Below are 24,203 nucleotides of genomic sequence, written 5' to 3'. Positions count from 1 at the left end.
CGCTGGACACAATGTCTATCGCACACGCTGCCGTGGATGCCGGTCCGTTGAGTCTTTCGCGGTCCTTGGTGCCGAATTTTGCGTTTTAGACTTTTACGGGGGAATCGAGGGGTTATGTCGTATGTAGAGGTACCGGGCGCCAATGTCCCGATCCGGATGTGGACCGACCCGTCGAAGGTCGAGGGCGGCGCGATGCAGCAGCTGCAGAACGTCGCAACCCTGCCCTGGATCAAGGGCCTGGCCGTGATGCCGGACGTCCACTACGGCAAGGGCGCGACGGTCGGCTCGGTGATCGCGATGCACGGGGCGGTCTGCCCGGCGGCGGTCGGAGTCGACATCGGCTGCGGTATGTCGGCCGTGAAGACATCGCTCACCGCGAACGACCTGCCGGGTGACCTTTCCCGGCTCCGCGCCAAGATCGAGCAGGCGATTCCGGTCGGCCGGGGGATGCACGACGACCCGGTGGATCCGGGCCGGATACACGGTTTCCCGACGGGGGGATGGGACGACTTCTGGAGCCGGTTCGATGGGGTGGCCGATGCGGTCAAGTTCCGTCAGGCCCGGGCGACGAAGCAGATGGGAACGCTGGGATCCGGGAACCATTTTGTCGAGTTCTGTCTCGACGAATCGGGTTCGGTCTGGCTGATGCTGCACTCCGGATCCCGGAACATCGGCAAGGAACTGGCCGACTTCCATATCGGCGAGGCGCAGAAGCTGCCGCACAACCAGGGTCTGGTAGACCGCGACCTGGCGGTTTTCATCTCGGACACCCCGCAGATGGCGGCGTACCGGAATGACCTCTTCTGGGCGCAGGAGTACGCGAAGTACAACCGCGCGATCATGATGGGGCTCTTCCAGGAAGTGGTCCGCAAGGAGTTCAAGAAGGCGAAGGTGACCTTCGAGCCGGTGATCTCCTGCCACCACAACTATGTGGCGGAGGAGCGGTACGAGGGCATGGACCTGCTGGTCACCCGTAAGGGTGCTATCCGTGCCGGTAGCGGGGACTTCGGAATCATTCCGGGGTCGATGGGCACCGGTTCGTACATCGTGAAGGGGCTCGGGAACGCCAAGTCCTTCAACTCGGCTTCGCACGGCGCCGGTCGGAAGATGAGCCGGAACGCGGCGAAGCGACGGTTCTCGACGCGGGACCTGGAGGAGCAGACGCGGGGTGTGGAGTGCCGTAAGGACTCCGGCGTCGTGGATGAGATCCCGGGTGCGTACAAGCCGATCGAGAAGGTGATGGAGCAGCAGCGGGACCTGGTGCAGGTGGTCGCGAAGCTCAAGCAGGTCATCTGCGTCAAGGGTTGATGTCCAGCACACCACCTGATCGACAGGGGCCCCGGACTGATTGCAGTCCGGGGCTCTGCCGTGTTGCTTCTCTCCGTCAGATCAGCTCGCGGAGCCAGTCGATGACAGCGCGCACGACTCCAGCGACGGTCCCGCCGACGGTCGCGTTGCGAAGGTCCTTGTCAGACCGAATACGGCGACGTGACTTGCGGTTGCGGGGCATAGTTCGGGTACTCCTTCTTGTCGGTCGGCTACGGGCGACCGGCCGGTCGAGTACCAGGACTAGGTCTGAACGGCGTTCACCGGGTTCACGTGAACGACACTGAACTGCACGTCGGGGAGCGCTTGGGTGACGGACGAGAATCCGCGAGATCGCGACCTTGCACGTGACGAGTTGAAGCGTCGCCTGCGTGATGCCCTGGAACGCAAGGGGTGGAGTCAGGCCGCTCTCGTCAAGCAACTGGAGCTACTGGGTACGCCGCTGTCGAAGGGCGCCGTTAGCCAGGCGCTGAATCTGGCGAAGGCAGCGCCCTCCCTGGACACCCTTAACAAGATTGCCGCTGCGCTCGACGTCCAAGCTGAGGACGGCCTCGCACTGCGCCGGTTGAGACAACGAGCGGCCCACGGACCTGATCGGTGGGAGGTGTATCTGCGAGCTGCGCGTCGCGCCGCTCTTGAGCATCCCTATCCCGGAGTCCTGCCCGGGATCACGCCGCCGCTGGCATCGGTACATCTGTGTCAGAGGGCATTAGCTCACGACAGAGAGCCGGAGCAGTACCTGTCGGAACTGGCAAGGCACGATCGCGAGGCCTGGGTGCCCGGTGAAGAGATCTTGACCCGCGAGAGCAGTTGTTGGGTGCTGGCCGGCCCGGGTGGCGGTAAGTCCAGCCTGCTTCGTATGGGACTGGCTGCATCAGTGGATCGCTGGCTCGGCGAAGGCGCAGACAACACGGCTCCGGTCCTGGTGCCCGCTGCGGAACTGAACGTACGGCGTCCGTTTCCCGAGGTAATTGCAGAGTCAGTGACCGCCGAACTCAGCGCGTACGGGCTGCTGGAGGTTCTCCCCGCAGACTTCTTTGGTACCCCGCCACGCCCCGGCGTGCGGTGGCAGATCATGATCGATGGCCTTGATGAGATCACAGACTCGGCTGGTCGGCGACGCGTGATGGAAGGCCTGCACAACCTCGCCCTCGGCGCCGATACCTCCCTGTACCAATTCGTCGTAGCGACCAGGCCGCTGCCGACCGACGAACTCGTTCAACTAGGGGAGGGCATGCCGCAATACGATCTACAGCCCTTCGCCGCGGAGCAGCTTCCCGCCTTCGCCGAGCAATGGTTCGGCAAGCTCGGCCTTCCCGACCCCCACGGGGCCGCGATTGCGTTCAACAACACGCTGGAAGATGCTGGCCTGGTCGAGCTAGCTCGCACGCCGCTGATGGCAACCATGCTTTGCCAGTTACGCGCGACCGCCCCCGAAGGGCCATTGCCCATCGGGCGGGGAGAGGTGTACGAGCGCTTCATCACCCTGCTCCACGACCGTCAGCATGCCGACAGCGGGGGTGGTATCACCGCACAGACCACAGCCACTCTGGGCCGTTACGGGCCGGCAGCGCTCGCTAAGGCACATCACACGATTGACAGAGTGGAGACCCTTGTGGCGCACCTGGCCGCCGAGCGCTACAAGGGGAACGAAGACGCAGCCCTGACCATCATCTCCTCGCACGCCCACGCGGCTCGTCCAGACCGAATTCCGCAGAAGGCATGGGAGGCCTTCCTGGACGAGATGCTGCGCCGCAGTGGCCTGCTGACGGTGCACGCCGATGAGATCACCTTTCTTCATCAGACCCTCGTGGAACACCTCGCCGCGCGTCACGCCACAAGCGATCCAGAGGCAAGCGCCCATGTCTTCCACGAGCTGTTTGAGCAACCGTGGACCCGGCATTCCGCACCCTGGTCTCGCAAGACGTGGAAGCGGCCCGAACAGGAAGACTCGTATACCGGGTTCCTTCTCGATGCGTGGCAGAGCCAAGGGACAGACATTGGTCGGCCTCTCCGGCGACTGGCCGTCCGTGGTGGACTGACAGCCTGCGAGTTCATCGCCGACCAGAAAGCACTCGGCACGGCCATCCCCCGGAAGGTGGTAGCCGCCGCCGCCGCCACGCTCGAGGCAATGATCCGCCGCTCCAATCCAGGTGACGACCGGCGAGTAGACGCAGCACGCACGCTCTCAGCGCTCGGAGATCCACGCGGCAGGGACCACCTCGCCGACCTCGCCACAGGTCTCGGAGTCATAGGCCCGCTCCGTGTGGACGCAGCCCGCAGACTCGCAGTCCTGGGCGATCCACGTGGCCTGGACATCCTGGCCGTGCTCGCCTCGGGATCCGACCTGAGCACGGGCAAACTGGACAGGCAGCGCAAGAAAGTTGCACACATGATGGCTACGTACTTTTTTGATCACCCGCAGCGGCACAACATGGCCGCTACCTACTACGGACCACAGGTGTGCGGCCTGCAGAGGGTGGAGGCAGCCGCGACCCTTGGCATGCTTGGTGACTCTCGCGCCGCTGGTTTGTTGAGCGCTCTCGTCACGGGTGCCGACATCGACCTCCTTGCCGAGCATCGCGTGATCGCTGCCGATTTCCTGGTCAACCCTGACTCGCTGTGCGTCGATGCGCTGGTGGACATCGCAACCGAATCGAGGCACTGGAGCAAAGCGCGGGTTGACGCAGCGAAGCTGCTCCTCAACTTCGACGAGCCCCGCGCACTCGTCATCCTGGAGAGCCTTGCGACTGACGCAAACGTGGACGAGGGCCAGCAGTGGAGAGCAGCCAAGCACTTGCGTCGCCACCGACCGTGACTAGGCGGTTTGGCACGCCCAGGCAAGCTGGCCCTCGCGTGCCCCGGTAATGCGCAGGTCAGTTGTAGGCACCACAACTATGTGGCGGAGGAGCGGTACGAGGGCATGGACCTGCTGGTCACCCGTAAGGGTGCTATCCGTGCCGGTAGCGGGGACTTCGGAATCATTCCGGGGTCGATGGGCACCGGTTCGTACATCGAGGGTCTCGCCCAATGGCCCGATCAGGCATTCGGCACCATCTGGATCACCTGGACCGAGCTGAAGGCGGTCGACTGGGGAAGCCGGTCCGGGCCGTCATGGAAGCGCTCGCCTCGCAGCACGGTGACGACAATGTTCGACTCGTCGTCTGGTTCGACAACTGAGTCGACCTGCCGGGGGCAACGCGTGGCCCGCACATGAGATCCGGGGTGCGCACAAGCCGATCGAGCAGGTGACGGGCGCGCCAGTGACCTGTGAAAACACTCTGTCCGGTCCTGAAACTCTGTCGAATCCATCGTGGGGTGTTGCTTACGCTGATGGCATGGCCGCCCACGCGAAGACCTCGTACGTCTGCCTGCCCTGTCGGGCCTCGTACAAGCAGCCCTACGACAGCGAGCGGCAGCGGATCTGCCCGCGCTGCGCCCAGCCGTTGATCCACGCGGGATCGGCCTTCGCCGCGCCCAGGCGGCGGGACACCGCGGCCTGGCGGACGCTCTCGGTCTTGTTGAACGCAGGCGTGGGCTTCCACAAGAGCTGCTGCGGCGGACCTGGATACCGGCCCCGCACGCTGCGCGAGGTGCGCGAGCGGGTGGCGTACGCACGGCGTACTGGCGAGCCTGTCGCCAGGGCTCTCGTGCGGTGCGATGTGCCGTGATCTGCGGAGCGGATACCTGTGCTCCTCGACCGCCTGAGAACGGCGGACGAGGGCGTACCTGTGCATGAATGCGCGACAGCGCTGACGAGAGCAGCTGGGCTCGCGCCGCCCCAATCCGGGGCCCGCGCGGCGTTTCATGTCCGCCGTGGCTGTGGCCGTGGCCGCGGGCAAAGGGGAGCCGATTGCTGTATTCGGCGTACCCGTGATCAGCGAAACCCACCCGCTCCGCTAGCATGTTCGAGCTCACAATGATCACGTTGAAATATTACAAATCGGCTGAAAAATTGATATCTACGGTAGCGCGAGGGTGGTTTTCGCGAATAGGCGGCAGCCTTCGGTTGGCTGCATGGCGTCAACCACGCGTCATGCTGTGGGTCGCGGTGAGTGCGGTGGGCCTCGGATTCCTCATTGCACTGGAGATCGCCGCGCGTCGGTACGGGGAGCCGGGGCCGATCACCGACCAGGCGCGAGAGGTGATATTCGCCCCCAAGTCGGGGACGGTGCTGTACGTCAGTATGGCGTTGGTGATGGTGGTGCTCACCTGGCGGCAGCGGTTCATCGCGGTCGGCGCCGCGATCGGCATCGACGTCGTCTTCTGGCTTGTGCGGTGGGCTGTCGACGCCGAGATGATGTACGGCAACGGCGCGTTGTGGGTGACTTTGGCCTGTGCCGTCATCGCCGTCACGCGCCGCACCGGCCGGGACCGCGTCCTGCTGCTGAAAGGCGTCGGACTGGCCCTGCTGCTGGTGGCCGGCCGCAAGACCGGCTACACCTGGCTGCTGATCACGTCGAAGACCCGCCCGGCGGTGCTCGACCAGTACGTGGCAACCGCCGATCACGCGTTGGGCAACCCGTCATGGCTGGTAGGCCGGATTGTCGAGGCCACGGGCACGGTCGGCGCCGAGGTTCTCAACTGGGTCTACGTTCAGCTCGCGGTGGCCGCGGTCATCGTCGCGCTGTACCAGCTGCGCAACGTGGCGGTCGAGCGCTGCTTCCCGGGCCATCATCTGGTGCGCACGTTTCTGGTCATCGGCCTGCTCGGGCCGGGCATCTACATGCTCTACCCGGTGGTCGGACCGATCTTCGCCTACGGTGCCGACGGGGGGCACTGGGCGGTGGCCAATCTGTGGCCGAACACGCCGCCGCCGGTCAGTACCCCGCATCCGATGCTCTTCGACGAGGTCACCCCGCGCAATTGCATGCCCAGTCTGCACACGGCGTGGGCTGCCGCGATCTTCATTCATTCCCGCAAGGGCCCGCGGGCTCTGCGATTCCTGGGCGCGTTCTGGATGATGGCCACGCTCGGCGCAACGCTGGGCTTCGGCTACCACTACGGCGCGGACATCGTCGCCGGTGTGGTGTTCACGCTCACGATCGAGACGGCGCTGCGCTCGCTCGACCGCGGCTGGGACCGGCCGGGAATCCAGCTGGTCGGCTACGGCGCCGCGGTCTTCGCTGCGCTCTTGGCGTCGTATCGCTATCTGTCAATGGAGATGGCCCAACATCCGTGGGTGTTCGGGCCGCTGCTCATTCTGGCGATGAGCTCAGTGGTCTACGGCTACGTACGGACCACCAAGCTGTGGGAACGGACGCCCGCGTCGGCGCATCTGCCGGAACCGCGACGCGAACCGCAGCCCGAACTGGTATGAGGGTGCGCAGCACGCCCGTGACCTGACGCGTCAACGCGCCTCGACCCACCACAACCAAGAGGCCGCTGGTCGACCGGCTCAGCGACGGACCCCGGACCAGGATGGTCCGGGGCCTCGCTGTGATCGTGATTGTCGGAGCCTGGTGTCACAGCTCGCCCGTTCGGCCAGTCGTGGAGTTCTGGAGGCTCAGCGGGCCCCCGCGCCTCGGTCGTACGTCGGCCTCCGCTACCAGTGATCACCAGTTGTGGTCACTTTGCGTAGGAGGCAGCCCGGCCTCCGCTGCGAGATGCTGATTGCACAGACAGCCGTGCTGGGTTCGGTGGCGAAGGAGGCCCTTACGGCATGCACCCCGACTACGCCGAGGCACTTCTCCGCGCGCTGTTCACCCAGCCCCCGATCGGCCTGCACGTACTGGACCCCGATCTGCGGATCGTGCGGTTCAACGCCGCGGCGCCGGGCGCACAGGGCTTCAGCGAGAGTGAGGCCGTGGGTCGTAGCTTTCGGGACCTCGGGTTCGTTGCGGAGGACGTCGAACGCATGCTCCGCGGGGTGCTGGCCACCGGGGAATCGGTCAGCAACTTCCAGTACGAGGGCCGTCTGCCTCGTGGTCCCGATGGAGTGCGGGTGCTGGCCGTCTCGGCATTCCGCCTCCAGAGCGCCGACGGCCGCACCCTGGGGGTCGCCACCACGGTGGTCGACATCACCGAGCAGCATCGCGCCCAGCGACGGCTGGAACTGCTGTACCGCGCCGGTGAACGGATCGGGACCACCCTGGACGTGTTCCGTACGGCGCAGGAGCTCGCCGGCGTGGCTGTGCCCGGCCTGGCCGACGTGGTGGCGGTCGACGTTCTCGATTCCGTGCTGCACGGCGATGCCCCCGCTCCGGGGCCCTTGCTCAACCAGGTCACCCTGCGACGGGCGGGCTTCCAGGCGGCGGCTCCGGAGGCGGTCCACAGCTCGTACGAGATGGGGGATGTCAGGTTGATGCGGTACGGCACCCCGTATGCCCAGTCCCTGACAGACCTGCGGCCCCGTCTCATTCGCGAACTGGGAAAGGACGAAGGGTGGCCGACCAGGGACCCGGTCCAGGCCCGGATGCTGCGGGAGGCGGGTGCGCACTCGGTCATGGCCGTGCCGCTGGCGGCGCGTGGAGTGGTCCTCGGGGTGGCGGCCTTCTTCCGCACGAAGCGTTCACCGCCCTTCGAGGAAGCCGACCTGAGCGTCGCCGCTGACCTGGTGGCCCGTGCCGCGGTATGCATCGACAACGCCCGCCGCTACACGCGCGAGCACACCCTCGCCCGACTCACTCAGCGGTCATTGGTGCCCACCCGGCTGCCCACGCACACGGCCGTGGAGACCGCGTACACCTATCTGCCGGTGGCCTCCGGCGGCGCCTGGTACGACGTCATCCCGCTGTCCGGCGCGCGGGTCGCGCTCGTGGCGGGCGATGTGTGCGGGCAGGGCATGGGGGCCGTGACCACCATGGGACGGCTGCGCACGGCAGTCACCGCCTTCGCCGCCATGGACCTGCCGCCCGACGAGCTTCTCGAACGCCTCCACAGCCTGACCGAGGAACTCTCCCGCGACTACCCGCCTGCGCAGCACGAGCACTGGTCGGAGTTGACGGCGACCTGCCTCTACATCGTCTACGACCCCTCCGACGGCAGTTGCGTCCTGTCCCGGGCCGGTCACCCTCCGCCCGTCCTTGCCCTGCCCGATGGCACGGTGCGGATCGTTGAAACCCCGACCGGTCCCGTCCTGGGGCGGGGAGCCCCCTCGTACGCCAGTGCGAGCGTGGATGTGCCCGAGGGCAGCGTCCTCGCCCTTCACAACACCGGGCTCCTCCAGGGCACCACGGAAAGCCGGCTTCCCGTCTATCGGAAAGCCCTGGGCAGAACCACGGGAACCCTGCAGGACACGTGCGACGATCTGGCTGCCTCACTGCTCCCCGAGGCCCCCGACGACGATGCCCTGCTGCTACTCGCACGTACCCGCGCACTTGGCCCGGACAAGCTGGCCTCCTGGACGCTGACCAACACCCCGGAGAGCGCCGCCGAGGCCCGCCGCCTGGTCAGCGGACAGCTCGCGGAATGGGACCTCACCGACCTCGACTTCAGCACCGGGCTCATCGCCAGCGAACTGGTGACCAATGCCGTCCGCTACTCCGACGGGCCGATCGGGCTCCGCCTGATCCGCGACGCCGTTCTGACCTGTGAGGTCGTGGACTTCAGCAACGCCTCCCCACATCTGCGACACGCCGAGGATGACGACGAAGGCGGCCGCGGCCTGTACCTGGTCGCCCAGTTCACCGAGAACTGGGGCACCCGACGCACGGGGAGAGGCAAGATCATCTGGACGGAGCAGACGCTCCACTGACGCGAGCACACCGGGGCTGAGCAGTCGGAGGGGTGGTGGGCGTGGGGCAGCCCTCAGAGCTCGCGGTGCACCTTGGAGTTGGAGGCCTGGGCGCGGGGGCGGACCACCAACAGGTCGATGTTGACGTGGGAGGGGCGGGTGATGGCCCAGGTGATGGTCTCTGCGACGTCGTCGGCGGTGAGGGGCTCGGCCACGCCCGCGTAGACCTTGGCGGCCTTCTGCTCGTCACCGCGGAAGCGGGTTGTGGCGAACTCCTCGGTCTTGACCATGCCCGGGGCGATCTCGATCACGCGGACCGGGGTGCCGACGATCTCCAGGCGGAGGGTCTCGGCCAGGACGCGGGCGCCGTTCTTGGCGGCGACATAGCCGGCGCCGCCCTCATAGGTGGCGTGGCCCGCGGTGGAGGAGAGGATCACGACGGTGCCGTCGCCGCTCGTGGTGAGCGCCGGGAGCAGGGCCTGGGTGGTGTGGAGCGTGCCGATGACATTGACCTCGTACATCGTGCGCCAGTCGGCGGGATCGCCGGTGGCGACGGGGTCGGCTCCGAGTGCGCCGCCGGCGTTGTTGACGAGGACGTCGCAGCGGTCGAGGGAGGCGGCGAAGGTGTCGACGGCCTGGCGGTCGGTGACATCGAGGGCGTACGCGGTGGCCTGGTAGCCCGCGCCGGTGAGCTCGGCGGCGAGTGCCTCGACGCGGTCCTTGCGGCGGGCGGTGAGGACGACGTGGTAGCCGGCGGCTGCCAGTTGCCGTGCCGTGGCGGCTCCGATGCCGCTGCTGGCTCCGGTGATGACGGCGACGGGGGTCCCAGCGGCGGTCATGTCGTACTCCTCGTGCGTGTGATCTATTACGGCCAGGATAGGCGGCCTTGTGCGGGTCGCGGAGTCAGCGTCCGCGGGGGGCGTACATGATCACGGCCATGCCCGCCAGGCAGACCATGGCTCCGATCACGTCCCAGCGGTCGGGGCGATAGCCGTCGGCGACCATGCCCCAGGCGATCGAGCCCGCCACGAAGACTCCGCCGTACGCGGCGAGGATGCGCCCGAACTCGCCGTCCGGCTGGAGGGTGGCGACGAAGCCGTACGCACCGAGGGCGATGACTCCTGCGCCGATCCAGATCCAGCCCCGGTGCTCCCTGAGCCCTTGCCAGACGAGCCAGGCTCCGCCGATCTCGAAGAGGGCGGCGACGAGGAAGAGAGCGGCGGAACGGGCGACGAGCATGGATACAGGCTGTCATGCAGGAGGCCGGAGACTCGCCGGAGCTGATGAATAATCAGGTCAATGGGGATTAATCGGTATCTTCTGACTATGTGTGCGATGCGCAAGGCGCTGTGGGCGGTGTCCGCCGCGGCGGTGATGGTGGTCGGTTCGGGGGCGAGCGCGGCCGCGGGTGACCGGGTGATCGCGCCGGAGTCGGATGTGGCGCACCACGGTCATGTCTCGCTGACGGACGGGTGGCTGGCGGTCTGGCTGCTGAGTGAGAGTCACGGTCCCTCCAGCCTCATGAACGCGACCGTGCGGCTGTCCTTCTCGGTGCCTCTGGCCGGAGTGCAGGAACTCCCGGCCGGGTGTCTGTGGGCCGAAGACCGGGTGGTGTTCTGTGCCACGGGCTCGCTGCCGGCGGGCGGGGTCGGACGGCAGCTCGCGCTCGATCTGAGGACGGTGGGCACACCGGACGAGGTGGTCGTGACCGTCGGTACGCAATGGAACGGCGGCGCGACCGACCGGAACCCGCAGAACAACGAGCACCGGGTGCTGGTGCCGGCGACCGGGGACCGGTACGTCTTCTGAGCGGGTGCTTTCCCGGTTGGCTGCTCAGCGGCCGGCTGCCCAGGCGATATAGCCGTCGGGGCGGATCAGGAGCGCAGTGCGGCGGTCCGTCGTCCAGTGCGCCCGTATGACACGGCCGGGGGCGGCAGGGGCCGCGGGTGTCTCTCCTGCCGGGCCGACCAGTACGAACTCGCCCTTGCGCAGCAGTTCGTAGAGCCGGCCCTCAGTGAGATCCAGGTCCGGTGCGCGCCTGCCCGTGAGGCGGTGGGCGCCGCGCGTCGCGCCGTACGAGATGCCGATGCCGGAGATCATGCCCATCGCCCTGTCGGCGGCGGGACGGACCGCGTTCAGGAACCGGGCTGCGAGGGAGCGGGCCGTGCGCTGAAGCGGGGTGTGGGCCATGGCGAGGCGGACGATCGCGCCACTGCTGCGCAGCACCATCGCGCCGACGCGGTGCCGCTCGGTCTGGTAGCTGTCGAGCAGGGCCTGGGGGTCGGGGGCGTCGCCGTGGAGGACCGAGGCAAGCTTCCAGGAGAGGTTCGCCGCGTCCTGGAGGCCGGTGTTCATGCCCTGGCCGCCGGCCGGGGAGTGGACGTGCGCCGCGTCGCCGGCGAGGAAGACGCGACCGGTCCGGTAGGCGGGGACCTGGCGCTCGTCGCTGTGGAACCGGGAGATCCAGCGGGGGTCGTGCATGCCGTGGTCGGTGCCGAGGGCGAGACGGGTGATCTCGCGCACCTCCTCGAGGTCGACGGGCTCGCTGTCCGGGACCTGGCGCTTGCGGTTCCAGCCCATGACCCGGTACCAGCCGTCGCCGAAGGGGGCGATGAAGGCGAAGGCGTCTCCCGTGCCGTTGACGGTGAGCAGGTCTTCGGGCTCCTCGGTGAGCTTCACGTCCGCAAGGACGATGGACCGGATCACGGAGACGCCCGGGAACGGCAGGCCCAGGGACTTGCGCACGGCGCTGCGCACTCCGTCGGTGCCGACCAGATAGCGGGCCCGGAGGGTGGTCCGCACGCCTTCGGCGTCCTGGATCTCGGCGGTGACCGAGCCCCCGTCCGAGCCCGAGCCCGAGCCCGAGCCCGAGCCCGAGCCTGCGTCCGCGTCGGCGGACTGGTGCAGGCCGAGCAGTTCCGTCCCATACCGGAAGTCGACGCCGGTGGACAGCGCCCGGCGCTCCAGCAGATGCTCCACCTCGTACTGCGGGGTGATCAGCAGATAGGGGAAGCGGGACGGCAGCCGGGACAGGTCCAGCGAAAGCCGGCCGAACAGCCGCAGGCCGGTGATCGGGGTGCCCTTCTTGACCAGTTCGTCGGCCAGGCCCCGGGCGTCGAGGAGCTCAAGCGTGCGGGCGTGCACCCCGAAGGCGCGCGTCATATTGCTGGTCTCGTGCGGACGGCGCTCCATGACCGTGACCGAGACGCCCGCTGCGGCGAGGTCGCCCGCGAGCAGCATCCCGGTGGGGCCCGCGCCCACGACGAGGACGTCAGTGATGTCGCCCGCTGTATCGGCTGCGCGGGATGTTCCGTTGGTGCTGGGCGTGCCGGTCATGGCTTTGCCTCCTGAATGCCAACGCTCGTTGGTCAACGCTTGTTGGCAAATGTAGAGCCGACGGCACTGGCGTGTCAACACTTGTTGGCCTACAGTTGTTGGCATGACGACGGAAGCCCCCAGCGGTCCACGCCGCTCCGATGCCACCAAAGCCGCCATCCTCGAAGCCGCCCGCGAGCGCTTCGCGGCCGACGGGTATGAGCGCGCCACCATCCGTGCCATCGCGCGCGACGCCGGCATCGACCCGTCGATGGTCATGCGCTACTACGGAAACAAGGAGGGGCTGTTCGCCGCCGCCTCCGAATTCGACCTGCGACTACCGGAGTTGGGCGCTCTGCCCCGCAAGCACATAGGCGCGGTACTCGTCTCCCACTTCCTCGACCGGTGGGAGCAGGACGAGGTACTGACCGCTCTGCTGCGGGCCAGCGTCACCAACGCGGCGGCAGCCGAGCGCGCGCAACAGATCTTCAAGGGGCAGCTCGGGCCCGTCGCCGTCGGCGTCTGCCCGGACCCCGCCGAGGCTCCCCGCCGGGCCGCACTTGTCGCCTCGCAGATCCTCGGCATGGCGCTTGCGCGCTATGTGCTCCACTTCCCGCCCGCCGTCGAGATGACCCGTGAGGAGGTGGTGAGCTGGCTGGCCCCGACCGTGCAGCGCTATCTGACGGACGAGCGACCGTAGCTGGTGCCGTTGAGCCCGGGTCGTTGGGCTTGGGCCGTCGAGCCTTCGCCGAGTTGGGCAGAGTTGCGCCGAGTTGCGCCGAGACTGCGCCGTACAATTTCTGCATGACGCAGAAGAGTACGGATGGCCGCAGCGGGCTGATGAGAGAGCTGTCCACCGCGTCGCGCCGCTATATGGCCTCGTACGCCCTCTTCAACCAGGCGCTCGCCGATCATCTGCAGCTGCACCCCACCGATCTGCAGTGCCTCAATCTGCTCAGCCTGGAGCCGGAGCCCGTCACCACCGGCCGGGTCGCCGAGCTGACCGGGCTCACCACCGGGTCCGCGACGCGGCTCGTCGACCGGCTGGAGCGGGCCGGCTATGTCACGCGTGAGCGCGACACCGCGGACCGGCGACGGGTGCTCGTGACCCTCGTGCCCGAGCGCGTGGCGGAGTTCGGTGCTGTGTGGCAGAAGCTGAATGGCGCCTGGTTCGCGATGTTCGATGCGTACAGCGACGACGAGATCGCCCTGCTCACGGCTCATATGCGACGGACTGTGGAGCTCAGCGCCGCGCAGGTCGAGCGGCTGCGCGGCGGGCAACTCTGAACTACGGCATCATCGCATTTTTCAGGTACGGCCCCCGCGGCCCCACGGCGCTGACGCACTACGCGGCAGCGCCGCCGAATTCGCGCAGCGCGGTCTCGACGATGGCTTCCAGCCGCGCGTGGTGCGCGCCCCGCCAGTAGACGCGCTCGCACGCCGTGCACTGCGCGAAGACGTCGTACGAGCGCTGTGTGCCCTGCTCAAGATGTTCCTGGACCGAGTCCTTGTCGGTGTCGGTCAGCCGGCCGTTGCATGCCGTGCAGCGGGTCCATGGCGCGAGTACCGGCGCGAACCGTTCGAGTACGTCCCGGAGTTGGTCCTCGGGCCGGTCGCTGTAGATGTACGCCCCCGCCCAGAGCTCCCGCCGCCGCAGCAGCCCGCGGTCCCGGGAGAGCAGTACCCGCCGCTCCTTCGCCGAGAGCGCGGCCAGGGCGGGGTCGCCGATGTCCTCGTTCTCGTACGCCGCATCGACGCCGAGGAGCCGCAGCCGCCGCGCCAGTGTGCCGAGGTGGACGTCGAGCAGAAAGCGCAGCGGCGCACCGGGCACCTGCTGCGGCCGCTCGACGGAGAGGACCTCGACGTTCTCGCCCGCGCGCGGGATGTGGGACACGGTGACCTGGCGGCCGTCGACGAGCAGCCGGCCCGCCTCGGTGAGCGGGACGCCGAGTGACTCGACGACATGGCCGAGTGTCGAGGAGCCGTCGGTGACCAGGGTCGTACGGCCCGCGCGGCGCTCCGACGGGACGAAGAGACACAGCTCAGGGGCGACGCTGAGGGTGATTTCCGGTCCGTTCACGCGGCAAGCATGTCATCGGGCGGCGCGCGTCAGCCAGGGCTTTCCGGTCCGGCGGGATCCGGCGGGTTCCTGCGGGTTCCTGCGGGTTTCTCCGGGCTCCTGCGGGCTCCTGCGGGACCCGCGGTCTCCGCCGGTTCCTCCGGGCTCCTGCGGGACCCGCGGTCTCCTGCGGGCCTGGTGGGGTGGAGCTGCGGCCGACCGGTCCGGCCGGGTCCACTGCGGCCCGGTCGGATCCGGTCAGGCGCGGAAGGAATCCGCGTTCTCCTTCGCCCACTCGGCGAAGGTGCGGGCCGGGTGCCCGGTCAGCTCCTCGACGTTGCTGGTGAGAGGAGTGGGTGAACCGTCCGTCGAGGCCCAGTAGTCGAGCAGCCCGTCCGCGAAGGAGGCGGGCATGTAGTCGGCCATGGACTCCTTCCAGGCCTCGCGTGTCACGGTGTTGAAGGGGATGGTGCGGCCCGCGGCGTGCTCGAGGATCGCGATCTGCTCGGTGAAGGTGAGGGACTCGGGACCGGTCAGGTGGTACGTCGCGCCCCGCAGCAGCGGCCGTGTGAGGACCGCGAGCGCGGCTTCGGCGATGTCCCGCTCATGGATCGGATCGCCGTAACTGCCGGGGTACGGAAGGTCGATCGCGCCCGTGGACCGCAGTGCCCACAGCCACGGGCGCGCGTTGCTCGCGAAAGCGCCGGGCTGCAGGACGGTCGTTTCGAGGGGTGAGGCCGCGAGCGCCTGCTCGACCGCGAGATGGGACGCGGCGATCGGGTTGTCGGCGGCGCCGGGGTCGAGGACCGAGCTGGAGGAGAGCAGCACGATGTGCTCGACCCCTGCCGCCGCGGCTTCTTCGAGGAAGGCGCCGATCTGCGACGGCTCGGCGTAGAGGAAGACGGAGGTGACCGATTCGAGGGCGGCCGGGAAGGTCGCGGGGTCGTCGAGGGCGCATTTCACGGCCTTGACGCCCGCGGGCAGGCTGAGCTTCTCGGGGCTGCCGGAGGCGGCGCGGACGTCGACTCCCGCCTCGTGCAGGAGCGTTATGAGGGTGGAGCCGACCTGGCCTCGGCTTCCGGTGACGAGGATGGGCATGGAGGGATTCCTTTGTAACTCGGAGAGGGCAGCCGCAAACGAAAATATTCTACGTTGCGCAGAAGCTGCGTGACGCAGATGAATATCCGCGAAAAGGGCCCGCTCGTCAAGCGGGCCCCGCCTCCTCATCCATCAGGCTGATGCGCCAGTCGTTGGACCGCAGGATCTGGCCGGGCGGGTACTCGAAGTCGCACTCGCCCACCAGTTCGAAGCCCGCCTTCCTGCACACCGCGTTGGAGGGGCCGTTGGCCACGGACGGGAAGGCATGCAGATGGCGGTGCTTCTGCTCCGCCCGCGCCATGGCGACGACCGCCAGCGTGCCCGCCGTCGCGATGCCCCGCCCCTGGAACCCGGGCAGGACACTCCACCCCGTCTCGTACACCTGCCCCCCGTCCCACGTCTGCTCCCAGAAGCCGACGGTGCCGACGACCTCCTCGCTCCCCTCCAGCACAATGCGGAACATCCGGCCCCTGCCCGTCCGGTCCGCGCTCAGATCCACATACCGCTGATGCCGCTTGATCAGCTGTTCTTCCGTCTCCGGGCCCCCCAGGTGATCCATCAGCTCCGGTGCGTTCGCAGCGCGGAGCAGGTCGAAGTCGTCCTCGGACCATGGCTCGATCCGTACCGTCGATGCTTTGATCTCCATGCCACGCACTGTAGGACGAGGGTCGGACAAGCGGGGGTCGGAAGATGAGCTTCACCGGTGTATGGACGGTCGGCGCCGTTCCCGACGCCGAAGTCGCCGCCCTGCCCGGACGGTTCGTCGATCTGACGGGAGACCTCGCGGGGGAGTGGACCACACCTCCCGGCTACGCCGAGGATCTGACCTGGTGGCTCGGCGGCGGCGACCGCGAGCCCTACTTCACGCCCGAACCCACCCCCGCCGCCCTCCGCTTCGCCGCCTTCGCACGCAGCGGCGGCCCGAGTTCCCCGGCTGTCGCCGCCATGAAAGAGGCCGGCATGGACCTGCTGCGCGATACGGAAGGGAGCGCCGTGTTCGTTGCCTCGGCGCGCAAGGGCGACCCGGCCGGCGCTCTCTGCTACGGGCTCGGGGCCGAGGCCACGGCCCGACTGCCGGGCTGGTTCGGCGACTTTCTGCTGACAGCCGCCGAGGTACGCGCCGTTCTCCCGCACGCCGAGTCCGCACTCGCCGTCACCGGGCCCCGCCGCACCGAGGTCCTCGCTCGCATCGACGCCTGGATGTCGGCCATGAGCGACGCCCCGGAATTCGACGCGCGCACACTGCTGGACGGGCCGTTGCGGGTGCTGCGGTACGCGGCGGCCAATGGCTCGGGCGCGGTCGGCGTCACCGAGCGCTACTGAGTGTTGCCAAGGGGTGGGCGCGCGTACGCGGTCGGCGGGACGCCCACCGTCGCCGTGAAGTCCCGTACGAGATGCGCCTGATCGCTGTACCCGAGCTCAGCGGCGAGCGCTGCCCAGTCAAGACCGCCTCCCGAACGTTCGCCGTCGCCCGGGACCTCACCCATCGGGCCTTCACCCGCCGGGCCCTCGCCCGACTCGGCGCGCTCCAGTGCCTCGTGGATGCGATAGCGCAGGATGACCCACTTGGGACCGACCCCGACGTACGCGGCGAACAGCCGCTGCAGCGAGCGCGCCGACACTCCTTCCGCGGCCGCCAGCTCGGCGACCCGCCGGATCGAGCGGTCCGTACGCACCAGGTCGACCAGCGCCATCGCGCGCAGCGCCTGCGGGTCGGCGTCCGGCTCGAGCCCCAGCAGGAAGGCGTCCAGCGCGGCGACCCGCGCGTCCTCCGCCTGGGCCTGAGCCTCCGCCTGGGCCTGAGCCTCCGCCTGAGCCCCCGCCCCCGCCTGGCCCTGTGCCCCCGGCCGCCCGTCCTCCGCCGCCTCCGGTCTGAGGATCCCGAGGACTGTGTCCTGGTCCGCGCCCGGCAGTACGTCCGCGATCGGCAGCCGCTGTCCCGTCCAGTCGGACACCGGCCGGTCCGGCGCGAACGGCCGGAAGCCGCCGGGGCGGAACTGCACCCCGCACACCCGACCCCGCCCCTCCAGTTTCTGTGTGAAGAGCCGCAGGCCGATGCCCGCGACCTCGCCCCAGCCGGCCTCGTCGCCGTACCGCTGGAAGACGACGTTCACAGATGGATGGGGCACCACATGGGAGGCGTACGGCTCCGTCAAGTCCCAGTCGATGAGCCAGTAGTGCTCGAGATACGGACGCAGTGCCGGGGTGGGCTCGCGGCGGCGGAAACGTACGCGCGCGAAGAGCTCTTGGGCTTCGACGATGCCCCGGGTGTCGCGTCGCGGACCTGCCATGCGGGGATCCTATGTCGCCTTTGTTCAATACGCAGGGCGTCGGCCGCGCCTACCGTCGAACCATGACGAACAGCATCAGTGACCTCCTCGAATCGGCCGTGGAACGTGCTGTACCGGTGGTACGCGGCATCGCCGACGACCGGCTGGCCGACCCGACCCCCTGCACCGAGTACGACGTACGCGACCTGATCGATCACCTCCTCCAAGTGGTGATCAACTTCCAGGCCCTGGCGGCGCGGAAGGACGCTGACTTCGCCTCCGTGCGGCACTACACCCACGGTGACTGGCGGGGCCGGTTCGCCGACGAGGCCGCCGCGCTCGTCGCAGCGTGGGCGGTTCCCGGCGCCGAGGCGGGCACGACGGGGACCATGGGGCTGCCGGCCAGGACCGTGGGGCAGATGGTGCTGGGCGATCTGACCGTGCACGCCTGGGACCTGGCCCGCGCCACCGGGCAGGAGTTCACGCCGGACCAGGTTGTGGTCGGTGAACTCGGGCCCTCGCTCGCGGAGATGGCGCCGATGGCGCGCAAGGGAGGCGTGTTCGGCGAGCCGTTTCCGCTGGCGGAGGGGGAGCGGGCATCGGAGTTCGACCGGGTGCTGGCCCTGACCGGCCGGGACCCGCACTGGCAGCCGTAACAGCAGGAACCGGTGGCTACCGCCTCGTCGGCGGACTCCCGTCCCGGCCGCCCGGCTGCTTGCCCTGGCGACGGGCCTGGCGGGTCAGGCGGCCCCGGTTCTCCCGCTGGTAGCGCCGCTCCAGGCGGGCCTGGTGGTCGCGGCGGTCGCGGTACTCCCGGTACCCCATGTCGTCCCGGCCTGGGGAACGGCTGCCGCCGCGACCGTAACGGACATGGCCGAAGACCAGCACAGCCGCGGCCACCCACAGGACGGGCTCCATGAACCCGAAGCCGATCAGGGCCACGACGACGAGCACCAGTACAGGGTTCACGGTGGACCTCCGCGCGTGGACAGGAAGTTCACGCTGCCGAGGTCTCGGGCGGCCGCGCTGTCCAACCTAGCCCTGCCCGCGCGCCCGGAGAAGACACCCGACGAGCATTCCGGCAGGCACTCCCTGGACGAGCGTCAGCAGCAGAAACAGCGGTGAGGTCACGCGCGGGACGCTGTGTGTCGCCCGGAATCGTGCGCAATCCCGACAAGCTCGCCGCCGTACGGGACTCGGACGACGGCTAGACTCGCCGCCCACCATCCCGAGGGGAGCCTGTGGACGTGCCGGATGTGTCTCGACCGCGTGTGGGTGTGGCCGTACTGACGAGGGGTACGCGGCCCGACGAACTGCGGGCCCTGCTCGACTCGGTGGCCCGGCAGGACTGCCCCGCGACACGCGTGGTGGTCGTCTGCAACGGCTCGCCGGTCTCCGAACTGCCCGAGCTCCCGGACCGCGCGACCGCCGTCGAACTGCCGGAGAACCTCGGTGTTGCCGGCGGCCGCAATGCCGCCATGGCCCGGCTGCGGGAGTTCGGGGACGTGGACGTCCTGGTCGACCTCGACGACGACGGGCTGCTGATCGCGGCGGACGTCTTCCGCCGGATCGGCGATCTGTACGCCGCCGATCCGGAGTTGGGCATCGTCAGTTTCCGTATCGCCGACGAGACCGGCTTCACCCAGCGGCGGCACGTGCCCCGGCTGCGCTCCGGCGATCCGATGCGCGGCGGCCCGGTAACCACGTTCCTCGGCGGCGGCCACGCCCTGTCGATGGCGATGCTCGACCGGATCGGCGGCTGGCCGGACGACTTCTTCCTCACGCACGAGGAGACCGACCTGGCCTGGCGCGCTCTGGACAGCGGCTGGAAGATCGTTTACGCGCCGGAGCTGGTGCTGCAGCATCCGCGTACGTCTCCGGCCCGGCACGCGGAGTACTACCGCATGACCGCCCGCAACCGGGTCTGGCTCGCGAAACGCCGTCTTCCGGCCCCGCTCGCGCCGGTCTACCTGGGAACCTGGACCGCGCTTACGCTGCTCCGTACGCGGTCGGCGCCCGGCCTGCGCGCCTGGTTCGGCGGTTTCGCGGAGGGAGTCCGTACGCCGTGCGGGAAGCGGCGGCCGATGCGCTGGAGCACTGTGTGGCGGATGGCCCGCCTGGGACGCCCGCCGGTCATCTAGCCCGCAGCCGCAGCCGCAGCCACCCCGCAGCCGCAGTAGCCACGGCCGAAGCCGCAGAGACGGCCGCAGCCGAAAGCGCCTGGCGGCTCAGGGCCACACCAAGCAGTACGGCTGGTGCCCCGCCTCGTGGAGCCGGACCGAGAAGTCCTGCCACTCGTGCAGCAGTTGGTAGACATTGAAAGCGTCGCGCGGACCGCCCCGGTCCGGGACGGTCGACCAGATGAAGGCCGCCGCGCCCACCGACTCCTCGCCGATGCCGCGCAGCGGGTCGACCACCGTCATCGGAAGCTTGACCACCGCATAGTCGGGGTGGAGGACCACCAGTTCCAGCGGCGGCACCTTGTTCAGCGGCATGCCCTGGATGCCCGTGAGCACCATGGCGGCTATGGTCTCCGGCTTGATCTTGGCGAACATTCCGCCCATGCCGAGCTCGTCGCCGCCCAGCTCCTCAGGGCGCATCGAAATCGGCACCCGAGCGGCAGTGGCCCCGTCAGGTGCGCCGAAGTATTTGTAGGTCACCCCCACTCGGCCGCTCCTGCTTCCCATGGGTTCATCCGCGCCGGCATCGCCTCGCCGGTGCTTTCCCCGCCGGGCAGGCTCAGGACCCAGGTCGTCGGTCCCCTCGCCCAGTCCGCCACCGCGATGCATATCTCCACCCGACCACTCGCAGCCCCCGCCGCGCAACCCGATCATCGTGACAGTGACCTCCCCCACGAAAGTGCTGTGAAACACCGGTCCCCAAGAACTTCGGGGCCTCTGACACCATGGATTCCGTGAGCTTTCCCTATGTCGCCCCAGTTTCGCAGACGCGAGAGGGATGACGCCCTTTTGTAATACGAGGAGATCGCCCCATCCGCTCACCGGTGGCCGAGATCATCTGTCCCGGCCCCTCGACCGCCCGCATCGCAGATCAGGACCAAAGTGTCGTATTCATACGAAGCCCCAGTTTCGCAGGCGCTTTTCGACCGGGCGTCACTCGTGACGCCCGGCGGCGTGAACTCTCCCGTCCGTGCCTTCCGCGCCGTGGGCGGTACGCCCCGGTTCATGGTGTCCGGTACCGGCCCGTACCTCACTGACGCGGACGGGCGCGAGTATGTCGACCTCGTCTGCTCGTGGGGTCCGATGATCCTCGGGCACTCCCACCCGGCCGTCATCGAGGCGGTGCAGGCCGCGGTCGCCCGCGGCACCTCCTTCGGTACGCCGGGCGAGGGCGAGGTCGCCCTCGCCGAGGAGATCGTGGCCCGCGTCGAGCCGGTGGAGCAGGTACGGCTTGTTTCCAGCGGTACGGAAGCGACGATGTCCGCGATCCGCCTCGCCCGCGGTTTCACCGGCCGGGCCAAGGTCGTGAAGTTCGCCGGCTGCTACCACGGACATGTGGACGCGCTGCTCGCCGCGGCCGGCTCCGGGGTGGCGACCTTCGGGCTGCCGGACACCCCGGGGGTCACGGGCGCGCAGGCCGGCGACACCATCGTGCTGCCGTACAACGATCTCGAAGCGGTGCAGGAGGCCTTCCACAACCACCCGGGCGAGATCGCGTGCGTGATCACCGAGGCCTCGCCGGGCAACATGGGCGTCGTGCCGCCGCGGCCGGGCTTCAACGAGGGGCTCAAGGCGGCCTGCGCCAAGAACGGCGCGCTGTACATCTCCGACGAGGTCATGACCGGATTCCGTACGTCGAAGGCCGGCTGGTACGGCGTCGACGGCGTCGCGCCCGACCTGATGACCTTCGGCAAGGTCATGGGCGGCGGCTTCCCGGCCGCCGCGTTCGGCGGCCGCAAGGACGTCATGGAGTACCTCGCCCCGGCCGGCCCCGTCTACCAGGCGGGCACCCTCTCCGGTAACCCCGTCGCCACCGCCGCCGGCCTCGCGCAGCTGCGGCTGCTCGACGACGCCGCGTACGAGAAGATCAACGCCGTCTCGGCCGCCATCCAGACGCTGCTGACGGACGCGCTCGCCAAGGAGGGCGTCGCCCACCGGCTGCAGACCGCGAGCAATATGTTCTCCGTCTTCTTCACGGACAGGGACGTCAGGAACTACGAGGACGCGAAGAAGCAGGAGTCCTTCCGCTTCAACGCGTTCTTCCACGCGATGCTCTCCCGGGGCGTCTATCTGCCGCCGTCCGCCTTCGAGTCCTGGTTCGTCTCCACGGCCCACGACGAGCGGGCGATCGAGCGGATCGCCGCCGCACTTCCCTCCGCCGCCCGCGCCGCCGCCGAGGCGACGGAGGTGTCCGCATGAGCGAGATCACCGTCGTCCACCTGGTGCGGCACGGCGAGGTCCACAACCCCGACGGGGTGTTGTACGGCCGCCGTTCCGGCTACCACCTCTCCGAGCTCGGCCGGCAGATGGCCGACCGGGTCGCCGAGCATCTCGCGGGCCGCGACATCACCCATGTGGTGTCCTCGCCGCTGGAGCGCGCGCAGGAGACCGCCGGGCCCGTCGCCAAGAGCCACGGCCTCACCCTCGACACCGACGAGCGGCTGATCGAGGCAGGCAATGTCTTCGAGGGCAAGACCTTCGGAGTGGGCGACGGCGCGCTGCGCAAGCCGGCCAACTGGAAGCATCTGACCAACCCGTTCCGCCCGTCCTGGGGTGAGCCGTACGTCGATCAGGTCGTACGGATGATGGGTGCGCTGAACTCCGCGCGAGACGCGGCCCGCGGGCACGAGGCCGTCTGCGTCAGCCATCAGCTGCCGATCTGGATCGTGCGGAGCTTTGTCGAGCGGCGCCGGCTCTGGCACGATCCGCGCCGCCGGCAGTGCACTCTCGCGTCCCTGACCACCTTCACGTATCAGGACGACAAGATTGTCTCGGTCGGCTACACCGAGCCGGCGCGCGATCTCGTACCGGCGCATCTTCTGGCGGGCGCGAAACCCGTGAAGGGCAAGTCCAAAGCATTCGGTGCGTAGTTGCTCACGAAAATAGTTGGCACCCTTCGGAACCTCCGCCTTCCACCCGGCATCTAAGTCGGTGCCGGTGTGGATGGGCTCTCTGGACCAAGAGAGAGCGCGGATGGGGACGATATGCGCGACGTCAGTCGAAGGGGTTTGCTCGGGGCGGGACTTGGGGCGGCGGCCGCGATCGGGATCGCGGGCTGCGGCTCCACCGGCCAGGGCGGAGCGGGACAGGCCGGGGCCGGCAAGGACAGCGGCAAGGGCGGCAAACCCTCCAAGATCGAAGGCCGGCCGATCGGCGACGGTTCCACGTCCGACACCGGAAAGCAGCCGCATCAGCCGCCGAAGCCCGTTCCTCTCGAACCGGGCCAGACGCCGCCGCAATTCGTGATCTTTTCCTGGGACGGGGCGGGCGAGGTCGGCAACGGCCTCTTCCCGCGCTTCCTCGAACTCGCCAAGAATCACGATGCGGCGATGACCTTCTTCCTCTCCGGGATCTATCTGCTCCCCGAGTCGAAGAAGACGCTCTACCGCCCTCCGAACAACGGCATCGGCGCGTCCGACATCGGCTATCTCACCGACGACCACATCAAGGCGACGCTGAAGTACATACGCCAGGCATGGCTCGACGGCCATGAGATAGGCACGCACTTCAACGGGCACTTCTGCGCCGGTTCCGGAACGGTCGGCAACTGGTCGCCCGCGGACTGGCAGAACGAGATCGACCAGGCTGTGAAGTTCGTCACCGAGTGGCGTACGAACACCGGCTGGACCGACATCGACCCGCTGCCGTTCGACTACCGCAAGGAACTGGTCGGCGCCCGCACCCCCTGTCTGCTCGGCCAGGACAAGCTGCTGCCGACCGCGAAGAAGCTCGGCTGGCGCTACGACGCGAGCTCACCCGGCGGCCGCCAGATGTGGCCCGAAAAGCGACAGGGCCTCTGGGATCTGCCGCTGCAGCAGGTGCCGTTCCCCGGGCACTCCTTCGAGGTGCTCTCGATGGACTACAACATCCTCGCCAATCAGTCGCAGAATTCGACCAAGGGCATGCCCGAGCGCTATCCCGGCTGGAAGAAGCAGGCCACCGAGGCCTATCTCGCCGGATTCAAGCGCGCCTACGAGTCGAATCGCGCGCCGCTCTACATAGGCAACCACTTCGAGCAGTGGAACGGCGGCATCTACATGGACGCCGTCGAGGAAGCACTCAAGGGCATGGCCGGCAAGAAGGACGTACGGCTGGTCTCCTTCCGGCAGTTCTGCGACTGGCTCGACGTCCAGGACCCGAAGGTGCTCGCCAAGCTCCGTACGCTCGAGGTCGGTCAGTCCCCGGCCGGCGGCTGGAACACATTCCTTAAGGCAGCCTGACAAGGGGCTATCCGGGCACCTCGGGGGGCGCGGAAAGATCCCCGGAACGGCCATGCGAAA

General features: G+C 68.5%; 24 protein-coding genes and 1 pseudogene. 16 read left to right on the top strand and 9 right to left on the bottom strand.

The window, feature by feature from the left end; all coding sequences use genetic code 11:
* Positions 1 to 114 precede the first annotated feature (114 nt).
* The 6 genes and pseudogenes from ACFWDI_RS21465 to ACFWDI_RS21440 all read left to right on the top strand — a co-directional run bounded on the left by ACFWDI_RS21465 (position 115) and on the right by ACFWDI_RS21440 (position 9,022).
* Positions 115 to 1,308 (top strand): RtcB family protein, encoded by a 1,194-nt coding sequence (locus tag ACFWDI_RS21465; protein WP_327325352.1) that lies wholly within the window; start codon positions 115 to 117, stop codon positions 1,306 to 1,308.
* A 328-nt stretch (positions 1,309 to 1,636) separates the two neighbouring features.
* On the top strand, positions 1,637 to 4,144 hold the full coding sequence (locus ACFWDI_RS21460; RefSeq protein ID WP_385306037.1) for an NACHT domain-containing protein: 2,508 nt from the start codon (positions 1,637 to 1,639) through the stop codon (positions 4,142 to 4,144).
* Positions 4,145 to 4,201: 57 nt separating this feature from the next.
* Positions 4,202 to 4,352 (top strand): annotated as a pseudogene (locus tag ACFWDI_RS21455) (RtcB family protein); the annotation flags it as partial.
* 312 nt (positions 4,353 to 4,664) lie between these two features.
* Complete coding sequence (locus ACFWDI_RS21450) at positions 4,665 to 4,997, top strand: deoxyxylulose-5-phosphate synthase (RefSeq protein WP_385306035.1); 333 nt, start codon at positions 4,665 to 4,667, stop codon at positions 4,995 to 4,997.
* A gap of 365 nt (positions 4,998 to 5,362) precedes the next feature.
* The gene (locus ACFWDI_RS21445) at positions 5,363 to 6,646 is read left to right on the top strand and encodes a phosphatase PAP2 family protein (RefSeq protein ID WP_385306092.1); all 1,284 of its coding nucleotides are present in this window, start codon (positions 5,363 to 5,365) and stop codon (positions 6,644 to 6,646) included.
* Positions 6,647 to 6,988: 342 nt separating this feature from the next.
* Positions 6,989 to 9,022 carry a SpoIIE family protein phosphatase gene (locus ACFWDI_RS21440; RefSeq protein ID WP_385306034.1) on the top strand — a complete coding sequence of 678 codons (2,034 nt, stop codon included), beginning with the start codon at positions 6,989 to 6,991 and terminating at the stop codon, positions 9,020 to 9,022.
* Between the two features lie 53 nt (positions 9,023 to 9,075).
* Here ACFWDI_RS21440 and ACFWDI_RS21435 read toward each other — a convergent pair whose 3' ends face one another.
* Both ACFWDI_RS21435 and ACFWDI_RS21430 read right to left on the bottom strand, forming a co-directional pair.
* Positions 9,076 to 9,840, bottom strand: coding sequence for an SDR family NAD(P)-dependent oxidoreductase (locus ACFWDI_RS21435; RefSeq protein WP_385306032.1), 765 nt, complete (start codon positions 9,838 to 9,840; stop codon positions 9,076 to 9,078).
* Between the two features lie 64 nt (positions 9,841 to 9,904).
* On the bottom strand, positions 9,905 to 10,240 hold the full coding sequence (locus ACFWDI_RS21430) for a YnfA family protein (RefSeq protein WP_362678099.1): 336 nt from the start codon (positions 10,238 to 10,240) through the stop codon (positions 9,905 to 9,907).
* Positions 10,241 to 10,336: 96 nt separating this feature from the next.
* Between ACFWDI_RS21430 and ACFWDI_RS21425 the strand changes: the two genes are divergently transcribed.
* Positions 10,337 to 10,810 carry a hypothetical protein gene (locus ACFWDI_RS21425; protein ID WP_385306029.1) on the top strand — a complete coding sequence of 158 codons (474 nt, stop codon included), beginning with the start codon at positions 10,337 to 10,339 and terminating at the stop codon, positions 10,808 to 10,810.
* 24 nt (positions 10,811 to 10,834) lie between these two features.
* On the opposite strand, the gene ACFWDI_RS21420 is transcribed toward ACFWDI_RS21425, so the two are convergent.
* Positions 10,835 to 12,337, bottom strand: coding sequence for an FAD-dependent monooxygenase (locus tag ACFWDI_RS21420; RefSeq protein WP_385306027.1), 1,503 nt, complete (start codon positions 12,335 to 12,337; stop codon positions 10,835 to 10,837).
* Between the two features lie 103 nt (positions 12,338 to 12,440).
* Between ACFWDI_RS21420 and ACFWDI_RS21415 the strand changes: the two genes are divergently transcribed.
* Complete coding sequence (locus ACFWDI_RS21415; protein ID WP_385306025.1) at positions 12,441 to 13,016, top strand: TetR family transcriptional regulator; 576 nt, start codon at positions 12,441 to 12,443, stop codon at positions 13,014 to 13,016.
* A gap of 104 nt (positions 13,017 to 13,120) precedes the next feature.
* Positions 13,121 to 13,603, top strand: a complete 483-nt coding sequence (locus ACFWDI_RS21410; protein ID WP_385306023.1) for a MarR family winged helix-turn-helix transcriptional regulator — start codon at positions 13,121 to 13,123, stop codon at positions 13,601 to 13,603.
* A 58-nt stretch (positions 13,604 to 13,661) separates the two neighbouring features.
* Here the strand turns inward: ACFWDI_RS21410 and ACFWDI_RS21405 are convergent, their stop codons facing one another.
* The 3 genes from ACFWDI_RS21405 to ACFWDI_RS21395 form a co-directional block, all read right to left on the bottom strand.
* Complete coding sequence (locus ACFWDI_RS21405) at positions 13,662 to 14,396, bottom strand: Mut7-C RNAse domain-containing protein (protein ID WP_385306021.1); 735 nt, start codon at positions 14,394 to 14,396, stop codon at positions 13,662 to 13,664.
* Positions 14,397 to 14,633: 237 nt separating this feature from the next.
* Entirely contained in the window at positions 14,634 to 15,473 is an 840-nt protein-coding gene (locus tag ACFWDI_RS21400) for an NAD(P)H-binding protein (protein ID WP_385306019.1), read from the bottom strand.
* Between the two features lie 106 nt (positions 15,474 to 15,579).
* Complete coding sequence (locus ACFWDI_RS21395; RefSeq protein ID WP_385306017.1) at positions 15,580 to 16,119, bottom strand: GNAT family N-acetyltransferase; 540 nt, start codon at positions 16,117 to 16,119, stop codon at positions 15,580 to 15,582.
* Positions 16,120 to 16,163: 44 nt separating this feature from the next.
* On the opposite strand from ACFWDI_RS21395, the gene ACFWDI_RS21390 reads away from it, so the two are divergent.
* On the top strand, positions 16,164 to 16,796 hold the full coding sequence (locus tag ACFWDI_RS21390) for a hypothetical protein (RefSeq protein ID WP_385306015.1): 633 nt from the start codon (positions 16,164 to 16,166) through the stop codon (positions 16,794 to 16,796).
* Here ACFWDI_RS21390 and ACFWDI_RS21385 read toward each other — a convergent pair.
* The gene (locus ACFWDI_RS21385) at positions 16,790 to 17,764 is read right to left on the bottom strand and encodes a DUF6597 domain-containing transcriptional factor (RefSeq protein WP_385306013.1); all 975 of its coding nucleotides are present in this window, start codon (positions 17,762 to 17,764) and stop codon (positions 16,790 to 16,792) included. The genes ACFWDI_RS21390 and ACFWDI_RS21385 overlap by 7 nt on opposite strands.
* A 62-nt stretch (positions 17,765 to 17,826) precedes the next feature.
* Between ACFWDI_RS21385 and ACFWDI_RS21380 the strand changes: the two genes are divergently transcribed.
* Positions 17,827 to 18,399, top strand: coding sequence for a TIGR03086 family metal-binding protein (locus tag ACFWDI_RS21380; RefSeq protein ID WP_385306012.1), 573 nt, complete (start codon positions 17,827 to 17,829; stop codon positions 18,397 to 18,399).
* Positions 18,400 to 18,415: 16 nt separating this feature from the next.
* Here ACFWDI_RS21380 and ACFWDI_RS21375 read toward each other — a convergent pair whose 3' ends face one another.
* A complete protein-coding gene (locus tag ACFWDI_RS21375; RefSeq protein ID WP_385306010.1) occupies positions 18,416 to 18,712 on the bottom strand; it encodes a hypothetical protein in 297 nt (98 codons plus the stop codon).
* A 15-nt stretch (positions 18,713 to 18,727) separates the two neighbouring features.
* On the opposite strand from ACFWDI_RS21375, the gene ACFWDI_RS21370 reads away from it, so the two are divergent.
* Positions 18,728 to 18,868, top strand: a complete 141-nt coding sequence (locus ACFWDI_RS21370; protein WP_385306009.1) for a hypothetical protein — start codon at positions 18,728 to 18,730, stop codon at positions 18,866 to 18,868.
* A gap of 131 nt (positions 18,869 to 18,999) precedes the next feature.
* Positions 19,000 to 19,884, top strand: a complete 885-nt coding sequence (locus ACFWDI_RS21365; RefSeq protein WP_385306007.1) for a glycosyltransferase family 2 protein — start codon at positions 19,000 to 19,002, stop codon at positions 19,882 to 19,884.
* Positions 19,885 to 19,971: 87 nt separating this feature from the next.
* Here ACFWDI_RS21365 and ACFWDI_RS21360 read toward each other — a convergent pair whose 3' ends face one another.
* The gene (locus ACFWDI_RS21360; protein ID WP_362678782.1) at positions 19,972 to 20,532 is read right to left on the bottom strand and encodes a hypothetical protein; all 561 of its coding nucleotides are present in this window, start codon (positions 20,530 to 20,532) and stop codon (positions 19,972 to 19,974) included.
* Between the two features lie 273 nt (positions 20,533 to 20,805).
* On the opposite strand from ACFWDI_RS21360, the gene hemL reads away from it, so the two are divergent.
* From hemL to ACFWDI_RS21345, 3 genes are all read left to right on the top strand, one after another.
* Entirely contained in the window at positions 20,806 to 22,122 is a 1,317-nt protein-coding gene (gene hemL, locus ACFWDI_RS21355; RefSeq protein WP_385306005.1) for a glutamate-1-semialdehyde 2,1-aminomutase, read from the top strand.
* Positions 22,119 to 22,793 (top strand): histidine phosphatase family protein, encoded by a 675-nt coding sequence (locus tag ACFWDI_RS21350; RefSeq protein ID WP_385306003.1) that lies wholly within the window; start codon positions 22,119 to 22,121, stop codon positions 22,791 to 22,793. Before hemL ends, ACFWDI_RS21350 begins: the two co-directional genes overlap by 4 nt.
* Positions 22,794 to 22,907: 114 nt before the next feature.
* The gene (locus tag ACFWDI_RS21345; RefSeq protein ID WP_385306001.1) at positions 22,908 to 24,143 is read left to right on the top strand and encodes a hypothetical protein; all 1,236 of its coding nucleotides are present in this window, start codon (positions 22,908 to 22,910) and stop codon (positions 24,141 to 24,143) included.
* Positions 24,144 to 24,203: the final 60 nt, after the last annotated feature.

It is taken from the genome of Streptomyces sp. NPDC060064, from assembly GCF_042736455.1.
In the GTDB taxonomy this organism is placed as follows: Bacteria; Actinomycetota; Actinomycetes; order Streptomycetales; family Streptomycetaceae; genus Streptomyces.
This window is presented reverse-complemented; position numbering and strand designations above follow the sequence as displayed.